Here is a 15,729-nt window from a genome sequence, read left to right as displayed (position 1 = left end):
AACGGAATGAAACTGGTGACTTACCGTGCCTCAGTCGAGGCCGGGGCGCGTCTCGGCGTGATCGACGGCGATCTGGTGGTGGATGTCGAGGCCCTTGGCGCCTCGCAGGGCGAAGACCTGCCCGACTCGATGCTGGGCCTGATCGACATGGGCCGCCCGGGGCTGGACGCCCTGCGCGACTGCCTGGAAGAGGCGGAGGGCCGCCACGCCCCCGGCACCGCCACCGCGCTGGCGAACGTCAAGCTGCTGGCCCCGATCCCGCGGCCGCGCAAGAACATCTTCGGCATCGGGCTGAACTATGTCGAGCACGTCGCCGAAAGCGCGGCCTCGCTGGACACTTCGAAGGACCTGCCGAAACAGCCGGTGGTGTTCTCCAAGCCGCCGACCACCGTCATCGGCCCCGGCGAGGGGATCGAGCACAACGCGAAGATGACCAAGCAGCTGGACTGGGAGGTGGAGCTGGCGGTGATCATCGGCACCACCGCCCGCCGCGTCCGCAAGGCCGACGCCCTGGCCCATGTCTTCGGCTATTCGGTGATGATCGACATCTCCGCCCGCGACAACCGCCGCGCCGGCCAGTGGATCTTCTCCAAGGGCATGGACACCTACGCCCCCTTCGGCCCCTGCATCATCACCGCCGACGAAATCCCCGACCCGCAGACCCTGGACCTGTGGCTCACCGTCAACGGGGTGGAGAAGCAGCGGTCGAACACCCGGCACATGCTGTTCAAGGTCGACGACCTGATCGCCGACATCTCCACCGGCATCACGCTGGAGCCCGGCGACATCATCGCCTCCGGCACGCCCGAGGGCGTCGGCGCCGGCCGCACCCCGCAGGAATGGCTGAAACCGGGCGACGTGGTGATCGCCACCGTCGAAGGCATCGGCACCATCCGCCACCCGGTCGTCGACGCCACGCCGGAGGATTGACGGAACGGCCCCTGCCCTTTCATCTGTCCCCAAATATCCTCTGGGGGTCCGGGGGGCGAAGCGCCCCCGGGGCTTCCGCAAAGCGCCGAGGTCTGCCATGTCCGCCCCCTTCACCGCCGCCGTCGTCCAGATCGCCTCGATCCCCGCCGACCCGCTCGCCACCGCCGAGAAGGCCGCCGCGCAGCTGCGCGAGGCCGCGGCCAAGGGCGCCAGGCTGGTGGTCTTCCCCGAGGCGCTGATCGGCGGCTATCCCAAGGGGGCCTCCTTCGGCGCGCCGATCGGGATGCGCAAGCCCGAGGGCCGCGAGGCCTTCGCCCGCTACCACGCCGCCGCCATCGACCTCGACGGCCCCGAGGTGGCGCTGCTCGAAGAAGCCACCGCCGAGACCGGCGCCTTCGCCGTGGTCGGGGTGATCGAACGCGACGGCGGCACGCTCTACTGCACCGCGCTCTACTTCGACGGCGACAAGGGGCTGGTCGGCAAACACCGCAAGCTGATGCCCACGGCGGGCGAACGGCTGATCTGGGGCTTCGGCGACGGCTCGACGATGCCGGTCTTCAAGACCGAGATGGGCACCATCGGCGCGGTGATCTGCTGGGAGAACTACATGCCCGCGCTGCGGATGCACATGTATCACCAGGGCGTCAGCCTCTACTGCGCCCCCACCGCCGACGACCGCGACACCTGGCTGCCGACCATGCAGCACATCGCGCTGGAGGGCCGCACCTTCGTGCTGACCGCCTGCCAGCACATCACCCGCGCCGCCTATCCCGCCGATCACGAAAGCCAGCTCGGCGACGACCCCGACCTGGTGATGATGCGCGGCGGCTCGGCCATCGTCTCGCCCTTGGGCCGCGTCCTCGCCGGCCCGGATTTCGGCGGCGAGACCATCCTCTACGCCCGGATCGACCCGGCGGAGGTGATGCGGGCCAAATACGATTTCGACGCGACCGGCCATTACGCAAGGCCGGACGTGTTCAGCCTGACCGTGGACACCCGGGCGAAGCCCGCGGTGCGGACGGAGTGACGGACCGGCATCCCCCAAAAGAAACGTTGCGGATGCAACGAAATCGGATAAAGAATTCCATATCTCAGATGGATTTATTTTACCGGCCAGTTAAGATACCGCCCGACTGACGACCCGCAGCCCCGGAAGGGCGCGGCCAATGACGGGGAGACCGGCGCGAAGACCGGCCCCCGGGGACCCGACAAGGAGAGGGACATGAACGAAATCAAGGCTACTCCGACGAACCAGCTTCGTCGAAACTCGCTGGGGCTGATCGCCGTCACCTTCATGGTGATCTCGGCCGCAGCGCCCCTGACCGGCGTCGCCGGCGCCATGCCGCTGGCCTTCCTTCTGGGCAACGGCACCGGCATCCCGCTGACCTTCCTGCTGCTGACGCTGGTCATGCTGGCCTTCGCCGCCGGCTACGTGGCGATGAGCCGCCACGTCACCAATGCCGGCGCCTTCTACGCCTATGCCGCCCGCGGCCTCGGCGGCCACATGGGCGGCGCGGTGGCGATCACCGCCATGGTCTCCTACAACGCCATGCAGTTCGGCCTGATCGGCCTTCTCGGCGGCATCTCGGCCGGGGTGTTCGGCCAGTTCGGGCTGACGCTGGACTGGTGGGTCTACAGCCTGATCGCCATTCTGCTGGTCGGCATCCTCGGCTACCGGCAGGTCGATCTCTCGGCCAAGGTGCTGATCGTGCTGGTGGCGCTGGAATACATCGTCGTCTTCATCGTCGACTTCGCCATCCTCTTCGCCGGCGGCGACCAGGGCACCGGCCTTGCCGTCAACATCTTCGACTGGCAGGCGCTGAACTCCGGCTCGCTGACCGCCGCGATCCTGTTCTGCCTCGGCTCCTTCATCGGCATCGAGGCGACCACGATCTACGGCGAGGAAGCCCGCGACCCGGAAAGGACCATCCCGCGCGCGACCTATCTTGCCGTGCTGATGATCGGCCTGTTCTTCGTCTTCACCACCTGGCTGATGATCGCCGGCACCGGCGCCGCCAACCTGCTGCCGATGCTGGGCGGCCTGGAAGACCCGACCGCGCATTTCTTCATCCTGGCCGAGCAATATACCAGCCCGACCATCTCGATGATCGCCGGCCTTCTGCTGGTCTCCAGCCTCTTCGCCGCGCTTTCGGCCTTCCACAACTACATCGCCCGCTATTCCTACGTCGCCGGGCGCGAGGGGCTGCTGCCGGCCGTCTTCGGCCAGACCCATATCGCCCATGAAAGCCCGCACATCGGCTCGGTGGTGCAGACCATCGGCGCGCTGGTGATCCTGGCGGTCTTCGCCGGGCTCGGCCTCGACCCGATCCTGCACATGTTCACGTGGATCAGCCAGATCGGCACCCTTGGCGTGATCGGGATGATGTGCGTGACCTCGATCTCGGTCATCGTCTTCTTCCGCAAGGCCGGCGTGGCGGCCTCGCCGATCTCGACCATCCTGCTGCCGATCGTGGCGGCGGCGGTGATGGCGGCCCTGTTCGTCTACATCTTCGCCAACTACGGCGACCTGACCGGCACCACCGGCGGCTCGCTGGGCTGGATCCTGCCCTCGCTGATCCCGCTGGCGGCCGTGATCGGCCTCCTGCTGGCGGCGCGGCTGAAATCGGCCGAGCCGGCGCGCTTCGCCCGGATGGGCGAGAACCAGCGCTGAACGCGACCACCTGAAAGAACCGGACCCCGGGGGCACGTTCCCCGGGGTCTTTCCGTTGCGGGTCGGGAATCCCGGACCGGCCTTTCCCCCGCCGCCCGCGCAGAATATGTCCCCATCTGGGCCGCGGAGGAGGCCGGTCATGCATGTCGAGATCGCCGGAACCGGGCGGGCCCTGCCCGCCGCCATGGTCCCCTCCGCCGCGTTCGACCGCCGCCTCGGCCTGCCGGAGGGGCGGGTGGAGGCGCTGACCGGCGTCGCCACCCGCGCCGTCTGCGGGACGGAAAGCCAGATCGACCTCGCGGTTGCCGCCGCCCGCGCAGCGCTTGACGATGCCGGGCTGGCGCCTCGGGACATCTCCCTCGTCATCGGTGCCAGCGCCGTGCCCTACCAGCCGATCCCCGCCACCGCGCCGCTGGTGATGGCCCGCCTCGGCATCGCCGACGGCGAGGCCGCCGCCTTCGATGTGAACAGCACCTGCCTGTCGTTCCTGACCGGGCTGGAGACCGCCGCGCGGATGCTGAAGGACCAGCCGGCGCTGGTCTTCTCGTCCGAACTCGCCTCCCGCGCGCTGCCTTGGGACACCGCGCCCGAGATCGCCGGCCTCTTCGGCGACGGCGCCGCCGCGGCGGTGCTGCGGCCCTCGGCAGGGTCCACGGCCCGCATCGCCGCCAGCCTGATGCGCAGCTATCCTTCCGCCTACGGGGCCTGCGGCATCGGCGCCGGCGGCACCCGCTTCGACTTCGCCGCCGAGCCGAAGGCCTTCCGCGCCCACGCTCTCTTCGCCATGGACGGCAAGGAGCTGTTCCGCCTCGCCTCCCGCCATTTCGGCACCTTCGTCGCCGACCTTCTGGCCCGCGCCGGCTGGACGCATGGTCAGGTGGACCTGGTGATCCCGCATCAGGCCAGCCCCGCCGCGCTGGCCCACATGATCCGCCAGACCGGCTTCCCGCCCGATCGAGTGGTGCAGATCGCCGCCACCTGCGGCAACCAGATCGCCGCCTCGATCCCCTTCGCGCTGGACCTCGCCCGGCGCGAGGGCCGGGTGCGCCCGGGAATGCGCGTCCTGTTCCTCGGCACCTCGGCCGGCGTCTCCTTCGGCGGCCTGGCGCTGGAGGTCTAGATGGCCGGGCGCATCCTGATCACCGGCGCGACCGGCTTCCTGGGCGGCACGCTGCTGCGGCTGCTGGAGGACCGGCAGGTGCTGGCGCAGGGCCGCGACCCGGCGCGGCTGGCGGCCCTGAACGTCCCCACGCTGCGATGGGACCTGACCCAGGCCCCGCCCCATACGCCCGAACTGGCCGAAGTCACCGCCGTGGTCCATTGCGCCGCCCTCTCCGCCCCTTTCGGCCGGCTGGCCGACTTCCAGGCCGCCAACGTGCAGGGCACCGCCGCGGTCCTCGCCCTCGCCCGCCGGCTGAATGTCCGCCGCTTCGTCCACATCTCCTCGCCCTCGGTCCTCTTCGCCCCGCGCGACCAGCTGGACCTGACCGAGGATACCCCGCTGCCGCCGCCCTTCACCCCCTACGCCCGCACCAAGGCCGAGGCCGAGGCGCTGGTCCTCGCCGCCGCCGATCTCTCGCCGGTGATCCTCCGCCCCCGCGGCCTCTACGGCCGGGGCGACACCGCCCTGCTGCCGCGCCTGTTGCAGGCCGCAAGCCGCAGCCCGCTGCCGCTGTTCCGCGGCGGCCGCGCCAGCATCGACCTGACCCATGTCGAGGACGCCGCCGCCGCGGTGGTCGCCGCCCTCGACGCCGGGCCGCAGGCCGCGGGCCAGGTCTTCCACGTCTCCGGCGGCGAGCCCCTGCCGGTGACCGAGATCGCCGCCCGCGCCTGCGCCCGCGCCGGCATCCCCTTGCGCTGGCGCAAGGCCCCGCTGGCCCCCGCCCTGCTGGCGGCCGCCGCGATGGAACGCCTTGCGCTCCTGACCGGCGCCAAGGAGCCCGCCGTCACCCGCCACGGCCTCGCCCTCTTCGCCTACCTGCAGAGCCTCGACATCTCCAAGGCCCGCCGCCTGCTCGGCTGGTCCCCCCGCATCTCCTTCGCGGAAGGGCTGGACCGCACCTTCGGCCCCCCGCCATGACCCCGGTCTTCTGCAACAGCGCCCATGTCCCGGCCCCCGAGGCCCTGCTGCTGAAAGGCGGCCGCCTCCGCCAGCTGCGGCTGCGGGTGCGCTACGGGCTGCTGATGCACCCGTCGGGGCCCACGCTGATCGACACCGGCTATACCGCCCATGCCACGGCCGCCCCCGGCCGCTCCGCCGGCCTGCGGCTCTACCGCCACCTCCTGCGGCCCGACCTGATCCCGCAAGGCCAGCCCGAGCCCTTCCTCGCCCGCCACGGCCTGCGCCCGGAGGACATCGCCCGGGTCATCGTCACGCACTACCACGTCGACCACATCTCCGGCCTGAGCCTCTTCCCCAACGCCCGCTTCACTGCCAGCCGCGCCGCCTTCCAGCGCCTGCTGACCCGCAGCCGCTGGCAGAACCTGCACCGCGCCACCTTCCCCGAACTTCTGCCGCCCGGTTTCGCCGAAAGGCTGGACGCCATCGAGGACAGGCCCGGGGGCGACCTCTTCGGCGACGGCAGCGTGATCGCCCTCGACCTGCCCGGCCATGCCGACGGCCACATCGGCCTGCTGTTCCCCGCCGCCCGGCTGCTCTACGGCACCGATGCGCAATGGCTGCTGGCAGCGCTGGAGTCCGGCCGCCGCCCCCGCGGGCCGATGCGGCTTTTCGCCGAGGACCCCGCCGCGCTGGCCGCCTCGACCGATCTCCTCCACCGCTTCCGGGCCGCGGGCGGCACCGTCATGCTCTGCCACGACCCGGCCCCTGCCGCCTTCGACGAGGCGCCATGATCCCCCTCGCCGAAGCCATGACCTCCTTCGTCCGCATGCGGCACCTCTCGCGCCCCGGCCTGTCGCGAGCGGCCTTCGAGGCCGCGCAGGCCAAGGCCCTGACCCGCTGGCTGACCCGAGACCTGCCCCGCGTCGCCGCCTACGCCGGGGCACCGCCGCGCTTGCAGGACCTGCCCGTCACCGACAAGGCCACGCTGATGGCCGGCTTCCACCGCTACAACCGCCCCGGCCTTACCGCCGAGGCCGCATGGCAAGCCCTCGCCACCGGCGCCATGCCGCGGGGCCTGACCGTCGGCTGCTCCACCGGCACCTCCGGCAACCACGGCCTCTTCGTCATCTCCGAGGCCGAGCGCTTCCGCTGGCTCGGCGCCATCCTTGCCAAGACCATCCCCGACCTGCTGGCCCGCCCGCAGCGCGTCGCCGTGGTGCTGCCGCGCGACACAAGGCTCTACCATTCCGCCCGCCGCCTGCCCTGGCTTTCCCTGCGCTTCTTCGACGTGACCGAGGGGCCCGAGATCTGGCGCGCCGAGCTGGAAACCTACGCCCCCACCGTCCTGCTCGCCCCGCCGCGCCTCCTGCGCCATTTCGCCGAGGAAGGCTTCCGCCTGTCGCCGGTCCGCATCTTCGCCGCCGCCGAGACGCTGGACCCGCCCGACCGGCCGGTGATCGAGGGCCATTTCGGCCTGCGCCTCGACCAGATCTACATGGCGACCGAGGGCCTTTTCGCCGTCACCTGCCGCTACGGCGGGTTGCATCTGGCCGAGGACTCGGTGGTCTTCGAGTATGAACCGGCGGGCAATGGCCTCGTTGCGCCCCTTGTCACCTGCTTCCGGCGCGAGACCCAGATCATGGCGCGCTACCGGATGAACGATCTCTTGCGACTGGCGGACAGCCCCTGCCCCTGCGGATCGCCGCTGCGGCATGTGGCCGAGATCGTCGGCCGGATGGACGACTGCTTCCGCCTGCCCGGCGGCCGGCTGATCACTCCGGACGTGCTGCGCAACGCCGTCCTGAACGCCAGCCGCGCGATCACCGACTTCCGCCTGATCCAGCTTTCCCCGACCGAGGCGGAGCTGATCCTGCCGCCCGCCCTGCCCGACCGCGATGCCGAGGCCGCGGCCCGCGCCGTGGAAACGCTGCTGCCGCTGCGCCTCACCCTCACCCGCGCGCCGCTGCCGCTGGACCCGGGGCGCAAGCTGCGGCGGGTGGAATGCCGCCTGATCAGGCCGCCGCCAGCGCCGCCCGGACCCTGACCTTGCGGCCCTCCTGCAGGCGGGCCACCAGGAACAGCACCCCGATCCCCGCCGCGATCATCGCGGTGTCCAGCAGGAAGGACGGCCCCGCCAGCACCTTCGCCACCTGCGCGGCATAGGCCATCAGTGTGCCGGCGGCGAAGACCGGCAGCGAATGCCGCCCCAGCATCGCCAGCCCCGCCCCGCCCGGCCCGGCGGCCAGCCGCTTCAGCCCGGGCAGCACGCTCAGCACATAGGCCAGCGCCAGGATGTGCAGCAGCCGCGGCAGGAACAGGAAGCTCTTGTCGAAGGAGATCATGATCGAGGGCAGTCCGAGATATTCGCCCAGAAGCCAGAGCCCGTGCCCGCCCGCCGCCGCCACCGCGGGCACCTGCACCCAGACCGCGGCGAGGAGGACGAAGCCCCAGGCCAGCGCCAGCGCCCAGCGGCGAACCGGCAGCAGCCGCCGCCCCTGCCGCAGGGCAAGGCCGGTCAGGATGCCGGCGACGAACAGCACCTGCCAGGAGAAGGGGTTGAAGAACCAGCCGTGATCCTGCGGCCAGGTCGGGAACTTCAGCCGGAACAGCCCCGCCAGGAACCACAGCGCCAGCGATCCCGCCATCAGCGCCTTCGGCCAGCGCACCGCCAGCGCCAGCAGGCCCGGCGCCGCCAGCAGCAGCACGATATAGAGGGGCAGGATGTCGGCATAGGCGAACTGGTGGCTCAGCGCCGCCAACGCCGGCAGGAAGGGCCAGGGCTCGGCCAGCACCGGCGCGATGTTGCGGGCCGTGGCCATCTTCGCCACCCCCGGATCGGCCAGCGTCAGCGCGAACAGCGCCAGCACCGCCAGGCAGACCGGCACATGCACCGCCCAGAGCACCAGCGCCCGCCGCCAGGGCCGCAGCCGCTGCGCCCAGGGACCCGCCGCCAGGAACGCCGGCCCGAAGGCCAGGCCCGAGGCGATGCCCGACATCAGCACGAAGCCCTCGGCCGCGTCGGAGAAGCCGAAGTTGCGCGAGGTGAAATTCTCCCAGACCGTGCCGGGGACGTGGTTGACGAAGATCATCACCAGCGCCAGTCCGCGCAGGAAGTCGATCCGGTGGTCGCGCTGCTTGCGGGGTTCAGGCAACCTCCACCTCGCTTTCCGGGGCGGCCCAAGCGGCCAGAACGGCATCGTGCCGGGTCAGCACCGGCGGCATCGCGGCATCCTCGGGCACCGGGAAGACCCCGGCCCCGGCGGTGCGCGAGGTCCACCAGATCAGCACCGGCGCGACCAGCATCGGCAGCGTCACCGGCAGCAGCCAGTAGAGCAGCACCGGCGCCAGCAGATGCGTCGCCGCCATCCCCGCCAGGCCCCAGAGGCTGATCCAGCGCCCCGCCGCCCAGGCCTCGGCGAACGACAGCCCGCCGTCGCCGCGGTTGTTCGGCGGCCAGCCGCCATCGCGGCCGAGCAGCACCTGCAGGACCGAGCGGCTCTGGAACGCCAGCAGCACCGGCGCGATCACCGAGGACAAGAGCAGCTCCCACAGCACCGAGCGCAGGGCGCCCCCCGCGCCGCCGAAACAGCGCGCCCGGCCGGTGGCGATGGCGTCCAGCGCCACCAGCAGTTTCGGCATCACCAGAAGGCCGAAGACCCCGACCGCCAGCCCCACCGCCTTGGCGGTCTGGTCGTCGGGGAAGACCGGGAAGGGCCAGTTCTCGTAGGGGAAGTAGTCCGGCTCGGGCGTCCAGTAGACCGCGGCGATCGAGGCGGCGATGAAGGCCAGCCAGATCAGCGGCGCGATATAGGCGAAGATGCCCTGCACGAAGACGAAGCGGCTCCAGGGTTTCAGGCCGGGAGCGTCCAGCAGTTTCGCGTGCTGCAGGTTGCCCTGGCACCAGCGCCGGTCGCGCTTGGCATGGTCGACGATGTTCTCGGGGCCCTCCTCGTAGGAGCCCTGCAAGTCGTCGTCCAGCCGCACCGTCCAGCCGCCGCGGGCCAGCAGGGCGGCCTCGACATAGTCGTGGCTGAGGATATGGCCGCCGAAGGGCGGCGGGCCCGGCAGCTCCGGCAGGCCGCAGCATTCCGCCCAGGCCCGCAGCCGGACGATGGCGTTGTGGCCCCAGAACGGCCCGGTGCGGCCCTGCATCGCCGCCAGACCGCGGGCGAAGACCGGCGAGTGGAAGCCGGCCGCGAACTGCATCGCCCGGCCGAAGATCGAGCGGGCGCGGATGACCTTGGGCAGGGTCTGCAACAGGCCGAGCCGGGGATCGGCCTCGATCCGGCGGATCATCTCGTGGAGGGTAGCGCCCTCCATCAGGCTGTCGGCATCCAGGATCACCGCGTAATCCCAGGCGGCGCCGGACGCGGCGACGAATTCCTCGATGTTGCCGGCCTTGCGCCCGGTGTTCCGCTCGCGCCGGCGGTAGAAGATCCGCCCCTCGCCGTGCTGGCGGGCTAGAAGGCGGGCGAACCAGCGCTGCTCGGCCGTGGCGATGCGGTCGTCGCGGGTGTCGGAAAGGATGGCGAACTCCACCGGGATCGAGGGATCGGCGGCGCGCAGCGAGTCGTCCATCGCGGCGACGCGGGCGAAGGTGACGCGGGGGTCCTCGTTGTAGACCGGCACGATCACCACGGTGCGGCCGCACACCGCGCCCGGCGCCCGGGCCACGGCGGGCCGCTGGCGCGAGGTCAGGCCCAGAAGCGCGGTCGCAGCACCCCAGGCCAGCCACCAGGTCGACAGGAAGATCAGCCCGGCGCGCAGCACGTCCAGCGGGTCCACCCCGTCGGCGGCGCCGTAGATGTAGAACACCATGCCCGCCGCCGCGGCGGCAAGGACCGAGGCCGCCACGGCCAGCGCGCGGGTGCCGCCGGCGCGCTCCCCCCGGCTTTCCGCCCTGCCCGCCATGGTCAGCCCGGTCTGTGGCGGCCCGGGGGCAGCGCCGCGATCAGCCGCGCCAGCCCGCGCCGCAGCGCGCGCCACAGAGCACGGGGCGCCGGGGTGAGGACCTGTTTCGGCATGTGCAGCGGAGCCGCGGGCGGGGCGAAGGCCGCAGGCGGGGCAAAGCTTGGGGCCTTCGGCCGGTCCACGGGTTTGCGCGGAACGATCGGCAGATGCGCGGTCATGCAGTCACCCATTGATAGACCCAGGTCTCGGTCAGCTTGCGGCCGAAGCCCGCCACATGGGCGACGAATTCGACGGTGGCGCCGTCTTGCGGCAGGATGTCCAACACCAGCCGCCAGGTGTCGGTTCCCTCGATCTTCGACAGCGTCTGCACGGCGACCTCGCCGCCCTTGACGGTCACCACCGGCTCCAGCACCGCGTTGGCGGGCAGGTCGGCCAGCATCCCGCCGGCGAAATCCACCACGAACTTGCGGGTCCCGGCGGTGTTCTCCACCCCCGAGACGCCGCCGGTGCCGGCGCGGGTTTCCTTGACATGGGCAAGGTCGCCGTCCTGCTCGGCCAGCGCGCCCCAGACCAGCCGATAGGCGAATTCCGCCATCCGGCCGGGCATCGGCTTCGCCTCGGGCACCCAGAAGGCGACGATGTTGTCGTTGACTTCCAGGTCGGTCGGGATCTCCACCAGCCGCACCGCGCCCTTGCCCCAGTCGCCCAGCGGTTCGACAAGGACCGAGGGGCGGCGTTCGTAATGCGCCGCGGCGTCCTGGTAGCTCTCGAAGTTGCGGTCCCGCTGCATCAGGCCGAAGGCCAGCGGGCTGTCCTCGACCAGCCAGCTTTCGGTCAGGCGGACGGGGTTGTTCAGCGGCCGCCAGATCCGGTCGCCGTCGCGGCGCAGGATCGCCAGCCCGTCGCTGTCATGCACCGCCGGGCGGTAGTCGTCGAAACTGGCGCGGTTCTTCTCGGAAAACAGGAACATCGAGGTCAGCGGCGCGATGCCGACCTGCCCGACCTCGATGCGGAAGAACAGCCGCGCGGTCACCTCCACCTCGGTGTTCTCGCCGGGGCGGATCACGAAGCGGTAGGCGCCGGTGCAGCTTTCGCTTTCCAGGCTGGCGAAGACCGTCACCTCGCGGGCGAAGGGGCCGGGCCGTTCCAGCCAGAACCGCGAGAAGCGGGGGAATTCCTCGGGCTGGCCCATGCCGGTGTTGATGGCCAGGCCGCGGGCCGACAGGCCGTAGGCATTGCCGCGGCCGAGCGCGCGGAAGTAGCTGGCGCCGAGGAAGGCCACCACCTCGTCGAACATGTCGGCGCGGTTCAGCGGCGCGTTCAGCCGGAAGCCCGCCACGCCGGGCAGCGGCTCGTGCAGCGGCACCCGGGCCTTCACCCGGTCGTAGTAGAGGAAATCGTCGGTGGTGAAGGCGATGGGGCGGGCGACGCCCTCGGCCACCTCGAACATCTGCACCGGCTCGGCGAAGAGCCAGCCGAGGTGGAAGGCATGGACATGAAAGCCCGCCTCCGGCCCGGCCCAGCGGGCGCGCTTGGGGTCGAACTGGATCGCCTGGTAGTCGTCGTAGGTGAAGCCGGTAAAGAAGCCCTCCATCTTGGCCGGGGCCTCGTGCGGCAGGGCGGCGAGGCTGCGCATCGCCTCGGTCAGCCGGTCGAAGTCGAAGGGCTCGCCCGCCGTCTCGGCCGGGCCGGCGGGTTGCGCGGGCTGGACGCCCTCGGCAAGGACGGTGGTGCCGCGCAGCATGGCGGCGGTGCCCATCAGGGCGAGGACGGCGCGGCGGGAGACCTGTGCTGGCAGATCCGGGCGGGCGGGCATGGAGACTCCTGCTTCCCGATTCGGGAAAACTCAACAAGGCTGGCGGCTTATAGCGCATCGCGCCCTCGCCCGGGATATGCAGCCGATGCAAGTCTGCCCTGCAACGGATGCAACCCGGGCGCGAGAGACGGCACGCCACATGCTGCGCCTGCGAAATGCGCGAGGACGGCCGCGGCGTCAATTCACCGGCGCGGCGGTCGGCATCACTTTGCCGTGCCATGGGCAGGAAAGCGCCTATCTTTCCGGCAGCTTGGCGGGAATTGCGGCGGTTGCGGGCAAAGCCTCCCCCGGACCGAAGGTGGCCCGCGGCTCCGTCGGGCGGGATAAGGCGAGGCACTGCCTCGCCCCCGCCCGTGCGCGGCGGCTGCCCCCGGAGACGGCGGTGGCATCAAACCCGAGAGGCCAGCGCCCGACCCGGCGGGCGAGAAGCGACCGCCGAGGGCGGGGCGGGCGCTGGCCGGGCCTTTGGGGCCCGGCCGGTCCTAGTCGAACCGTTGCGCGGTGGCGAAGGCGATGGCCTTCGCCAATGAAAGAGTCAGGACGGATGCCCTATTCCCTTCCCGCCAGCCGCCGCACCCGATCCCACAGCTCCGCCGGAAGGGTCAGCCGGTCGGCCGGGGCGTGCAACGCGCCGGGCAGGCGCAGGCCGGCATCGGCGAAGAAGCCGGCGAGGGTGGCGATCCGCCCGGCGAACCCTTCGCCGAAACGGGACGGGTCCAGCGCCAGCACGAACTGTCCAAGCCGCGGCGGGCCGCCCGAGGCATCGCCCAGGCTGCTGGCCTCGGGGCTGAGATGCGCCCCGGCCAGCGCCGCCGACAGCACCTCGACCAGAAGCGCCATGTTCGCCCCCTTCTGCCCGCCCGCCGGCAACAGCGACCCGGCCAGCGCCTCCGCCGCGTCCAGCGTCGGCTTGCCGGCCGCATCCTGCGCCCAGCCGGGCTCCAGCGCCTGCCCGGACGCTTCGCGCATCATCACCGCGGTCTTGGTCACCGCGCTGAGGCTCTGGTCCACCACGATCGGCGGCGCGCCTTCGCGCGGGACGGCCCAGGCCAGGGGGTTGGTGCCGAAGAGCCGCCTCGCCGCCCCCGGCGGCGCGACCGAGGCCGGGGCGTTCGACATCGCCAGCGCCACCAGCCCGCGCCCGGCCAGCGGCCGGACGAAATGGCCCATGGCCAGCGCATTGCCGGAATTGCCGATGCTCATCGCCGCCAGCCCCTGCGCCGCCACCGCCTGCAGCAGCGCGGGCAGCCCGGCCTCAAAGGCGGGATGGGCAAAGCCGGTCCGGGCATCCACCCGCACCACCGCACCCTCGGTCGCGACCGCCGGCACCGCCTTGCCGTCGATCTTGCCCGCAGCCAGCTGGGCGCAGAAATGCGGCAGGTAGAAAAGCCCGCAGACCGGGTTGCCCTCGGCCTCGGCCAGGACCATCGCCCTTGCCGTGGGGCGGGCGTTCTCCGCCGTTGCGCCATGGGCCAGCAGCGCGGCCTCCGCCAAAGCCTCTGCCTCGTCCCGAGAAACCGTCACCTCTGCCATCGCCGCCTCCCCTTTCCGGCCAGCCTTCCCCGCGCCCTCGCCCGCCGCTGTGCGCCCTACGGCATATTCCATGCGCCATGGCGCAAAGTCGCCGCCGCCGGGCGGGCCGATACTACCCCGGAATCCCCCCGTCGTCCCCAAGGACAGAGGAGCCCGCCATGACCCGCCTCATGCTGACAGACCGTCCGCTTCACCCGCTGGCCGAGCCGACCGCCGCCGCCTTCAAGGCCGGCCGGCTGAACCGGCGCGAGTTCTTCGCCTCGATGGCCGCGCTCGGCGTCTCCACCGCCGGCAGCCTTGCCCTCGGCGGCATCGCGCTGCCCGCAAGGGCGCAGGAGGGCACGCCGCAGAAGGGCGGCACCCTGCGGCTGGCGATGAACGTCAAGGCCTTCCGCGACCCGCGGATCTTCGACGGCCACCAGATCGCGCAGGTCGCCCGGCAGGTGAACGAATACCTCGTCCGCTGGACCAGCGACTTCACCTTCGACCCCTGGCTGCTGGAGGGCTGGGAAGCCTCGGACGACGCCAAATCGCTGACCCTGAAGCTGCGGCAGGGGGTGCAATGGTCGAACGGCGACGCCTTCGCCGCCGAGGACGTGATCCACAACATCACCCGCTGGTGCGACGCCAATATCGAGGGCAACTCTATGGCCTCGCGCTTCGGGGTGCTGGTGGACCCAACCACCAAGACCATCCTCTCCGACGCGCTGGAGAAGGTGGACGACCACACCGTCCGCATCCACATGCCGCGCGCCGACATCACCCTGGTCGCCGGCCTGACCGACTATCCGGCGCTGGTGATGCACCGCAGCTACGACGGCAACGAGGACCCGATGCAGGCGCTGGCCATCTCCACCGGCCCCTGCGAGCTGGTCAGCTGGGAGCCCTCGGTCGGCGCCGAGGTCCGCCGCAAGGAGGCGCCCTGGTGGAAGGGCGAGTTCTGGCTGGACGGGGTGAAGTTCATCGACCTCGGGCTGGACCCGTCCAACGCGGTCGCGGCGATGGAGGCCGGCGAGATCGACGCCACCGACGAGAGCCCCGCCGACAGCCTGGCCCGGTTCGAGGCGGCGGGCGCCATCACCAGCGAGATCGCCACCGGATCGACCATCGTCTGCCGCTTCAACGTCGAGCAGGAGCCCTATACCGACGTGCGCATCCGCCGCGCCGCCGCGCTGGCGGTGGACAACAGCGTGGTGCTGGAGCTTGGCGTCAACGGCGCCGGCACCCGGGCCGAGAACTGCCACGTCGGCCCGATGCACGAGGAATTCTTCGACATCGGCCCCGCCACCCACGACCCGGAGCAGGCGCTGGCCCTGCTGGCCGAGGCCGGCGCCAGCGACCACGAATACGAGCTGGTGTCGCTGGACGACGAATGGCAGTCGAACACCTGCGATGCGGTGGCGGGGCAGATGCGCGACTCCGGGCTGAAGGTGAAGCGCACGATCATGCCGGGCACCACCTTCTGGAACAACTGGACCAAGTATCCCTTCTCGGGCACCGAATGGAACGGCCGCCCGCTGGGGGTGCAGGTGCTGGCGCTGGCCTACCGCAGCGGCGAGGCCTGGAACGAAAGCGCCTTCGCCGACGCCCGCTTCGACGAGGTGCTGAACCAGGCGCTGGCCACCCCGGACGTGGAGGCGCGGCGCGCGCTGATGCAGGAGGTGGAGACGATCCTCCGCGACTCCGGCGTGATCATCCAGCCCTACTGGCGCTCGGTCTACCGCTCCTTCCGCGAGGGGGTGAACGGCCTTCGGATGCAGCAGGCCTTCGAGGCGCATCTGGACAGCGTATGGCTTTCGGCGTGAA

At 71.4% G+C, this 15,729-nt stretch carries 13 protein-coding genes; 8 read left to right on the top strand and 5 right to left on the bottom strand.

Features of this window, described 5'->3' with window-relative positions; translation table 11 throughout:
* The first annotated feature begins 6 nt into the window (after nucleotides 1-6).
* The 7 genes from G5B31_RS08500 to G5B31_RS08470 all read left to right on the top strand — a co-directional run bounded on the left by G5B31_RS08500 (nucleotide 7) and on the right by G5B31_RS08470 (nucleotide 7,707).
* On the top strand, nucleotides 7-930 hold the full coding sequence (locus G5B31_RS08500; protein WP_165016025.1) for a fumarylacetoacetate hydrolase family protein: 924 nt from the start codon (nucleotides 7-9) through the stop codon (nucleotides 928-930).
* A 97-nt stretch (nucleotides 931-1,027) separates the two neighbouring features.
* The gene (locus G5B31_RS08495; RefSeq protein ID WP_165016022.1) at nucleotides 1,028-1,957 is read left to right on the top strand and encodes a carbon-nitrogen hydrolase family protein; all 930 of its coding nucleotides are present in this window, start codon (nucleotides 1,028-1,030) and stop codon (nucleotides 1,955-1,957) included.
* A gap of 195 nt (nucleotides 1,958-2,152) precedes the next feature.
* Nucleotides 2,153-3,601, top strand: a complete 1,449-nt coding sequence (locus G5B31_RS08490) for an APC family permease (protein ID WP_165016019.1) — start codon at nucleotides 2,153-2,155, stop codon at nucleotides 3,599-3,601.
* Nucleotides 3,602-3,740: 139 nt separating this feature from the next.
* The gene (locus tag G5B31_RS08485) at nucleotides 3,741-4,721 is read left to right on the top strand and encodes a 3-oxoacyl-ACP synthase III family protein (protein WP_165016016.1); all 981 of its coding nucleotides are present in this window, start codon (nucleotides 3,741-3,743) and stop codon (nucleotides 4,719-4,721) included.
* Nucleotides 4,722-5,681, top strand: a complete 960-nt coding sequence (locus tag G5B31_RS08480) for an NAD(P)-dependent oxidoreductase (RefSeq protein ID WP_165016013.1) — start codon at nucleotides 4,722-4,724, stop codon at nucleotides 5,679-5,681. It begins immediately after the preceding gene.
* Complete coding sequence (locus G5B31_RS08475; protein WP_165016010.1) at nucleotides 5,678-6,454, top strand: MBL fold metallo-hydrolase; 777 nt, start codon at nucleotides 5,678-5,680, stop codon at nucleotides 6,452-6,454. The genes G5B31_RS08480 and G5B31_RS08475 overlap by 4 nt, the downstream gene beginning before the upstream one ends.
* Nucleotides 6,451-7,707: a CoF synthetase gene (locus tag G5B31_RS08470; RefSeq protein ID WP_165016007.1), complete on the top strand. Its 1,257-nt coding sequence runs from the start codon at nucleotides 6,451-6,453 to the stop codon at nucleotides 7,705-7,707. Before G5B31_RS08475 ends, G5B31_RS08470 begins: the two co-directional genes overlap by 4 nt.
* Here the strand turns inward: G5B31_RS08470 and G5B31_RS08465 are convergent.
* The 5 genes from G5B31_RS08465 to G5B31_RS08445 all read right to left on the bottom strand — a co-directional run bounded on the left by G5B31_RS08465 (nucleotide 7,676) and on the right by G5B31_RS08445 (nucleotide 13,923).
* Nucleotides 7,676-8,815 carry an OpgC family protein gene (locus tag G5B31_RS08465; protein WP_165016004.1) on the bottom strand — a complete coding sequence of 380 codons (1,140 nt, stop codon included), beginning with the start codon at nucleotides 8,813-8,815 and terminating at the stop codon, nucleotides 7,676-7,678. The genes G5B31_RS08470 and G5B31_RS08465 overlap by 32 nt on opposite strands.
* Nucleotides 8,808-10,574 (bottom strand): glucans biosynthesis glucosyltransferase MdoH, encoded by a 1,767-nt coding sequence (mdoH, locus tag G5B31_RS08460; protein ID WP_165016001.1) that lies wholly within the window; start codon nucleotides 10,572-10,574, stop codon nucleotides 8,808-8,810. Before mdoH ends, G5B31_RS08465 begins: the two co-directional genes overlap by 8 nt.
* Before the next feature lie 2 nt (nucleotides 10,575-10,576).
* Nucleotides 10,577-10,792 carry a hypothetical protein gene (locus G5B31_RS08455; RefSeq protein WP_165015998.1) on the bottom strand — a complete coding sequence of 72 codons (216 nt, stop codon included), beginning with the start codon at nucleotides 10,790-10,792 and terminating at the stop codon, nucleotides 10,577-10,579.
* Nucleotides 10,789-12,390 carry a glucan biosynthesis protein gene (locus G5B31_RS08450; RefSeq protein WP_165015995.1) on the bottom strand — a complete coding sequence of 534 codons (1,602 nt, stop codon included), beginning with the start codon at nucleotides 12,388-12,390 and terminating at the stop codon, nucleotides 10,789-10,791. Before G5B31_RS08450 ends, G5B31_RS08455 begins: the two co-directional genes overlap by 4 nt.
* A gap of 549 nt (nucleotides 12,391-12,939) precedes the next feature.
* Nucleotides 12,940-13,923 carry an Ldh family oxidoreductase gene (locus G5B31_RS08445; RefSeq protein WP_165015992.1) on the bottom strand — a complete coding sequence of 328 codons (984 nt, stop codon included), beginning with the start codon at nucleotides 13,921-13,923 and terminating at the stop codon, nucleotides 12,940-12,942.
* 158 nt (nucleotides 13,924-14,081) lie between these two features.
* Here G5B31_RS08445 and G5B31_RS08440 point away from each other — a divergent pair, with 158 nt between their 5' ends.
* Entirely contained in the window at nucleotides 14,082-15,728 is a 1,647-nt protein-coding gene (locus G5B31_RS08440; RefSeq protein ID WP_165015989.1) for an ABC transporter substrate-binding protein, read from the top strand.
* Nucleotide 15,729: the final 1 nt, after the last annotated feature.

It is taken from the genome of Rhodobacter sp. SGA-6-6 (assembly GCF_011043545.1).
GTDB lineage: Bacteria > Pseudomonadota > Alphaproteobacteria > Rhodobacterales > Rhodobacteraceae > Pseudogemmobacter.
This window is presented reverse-complemented; position numbering and strand designations above follow the sequence as displayed.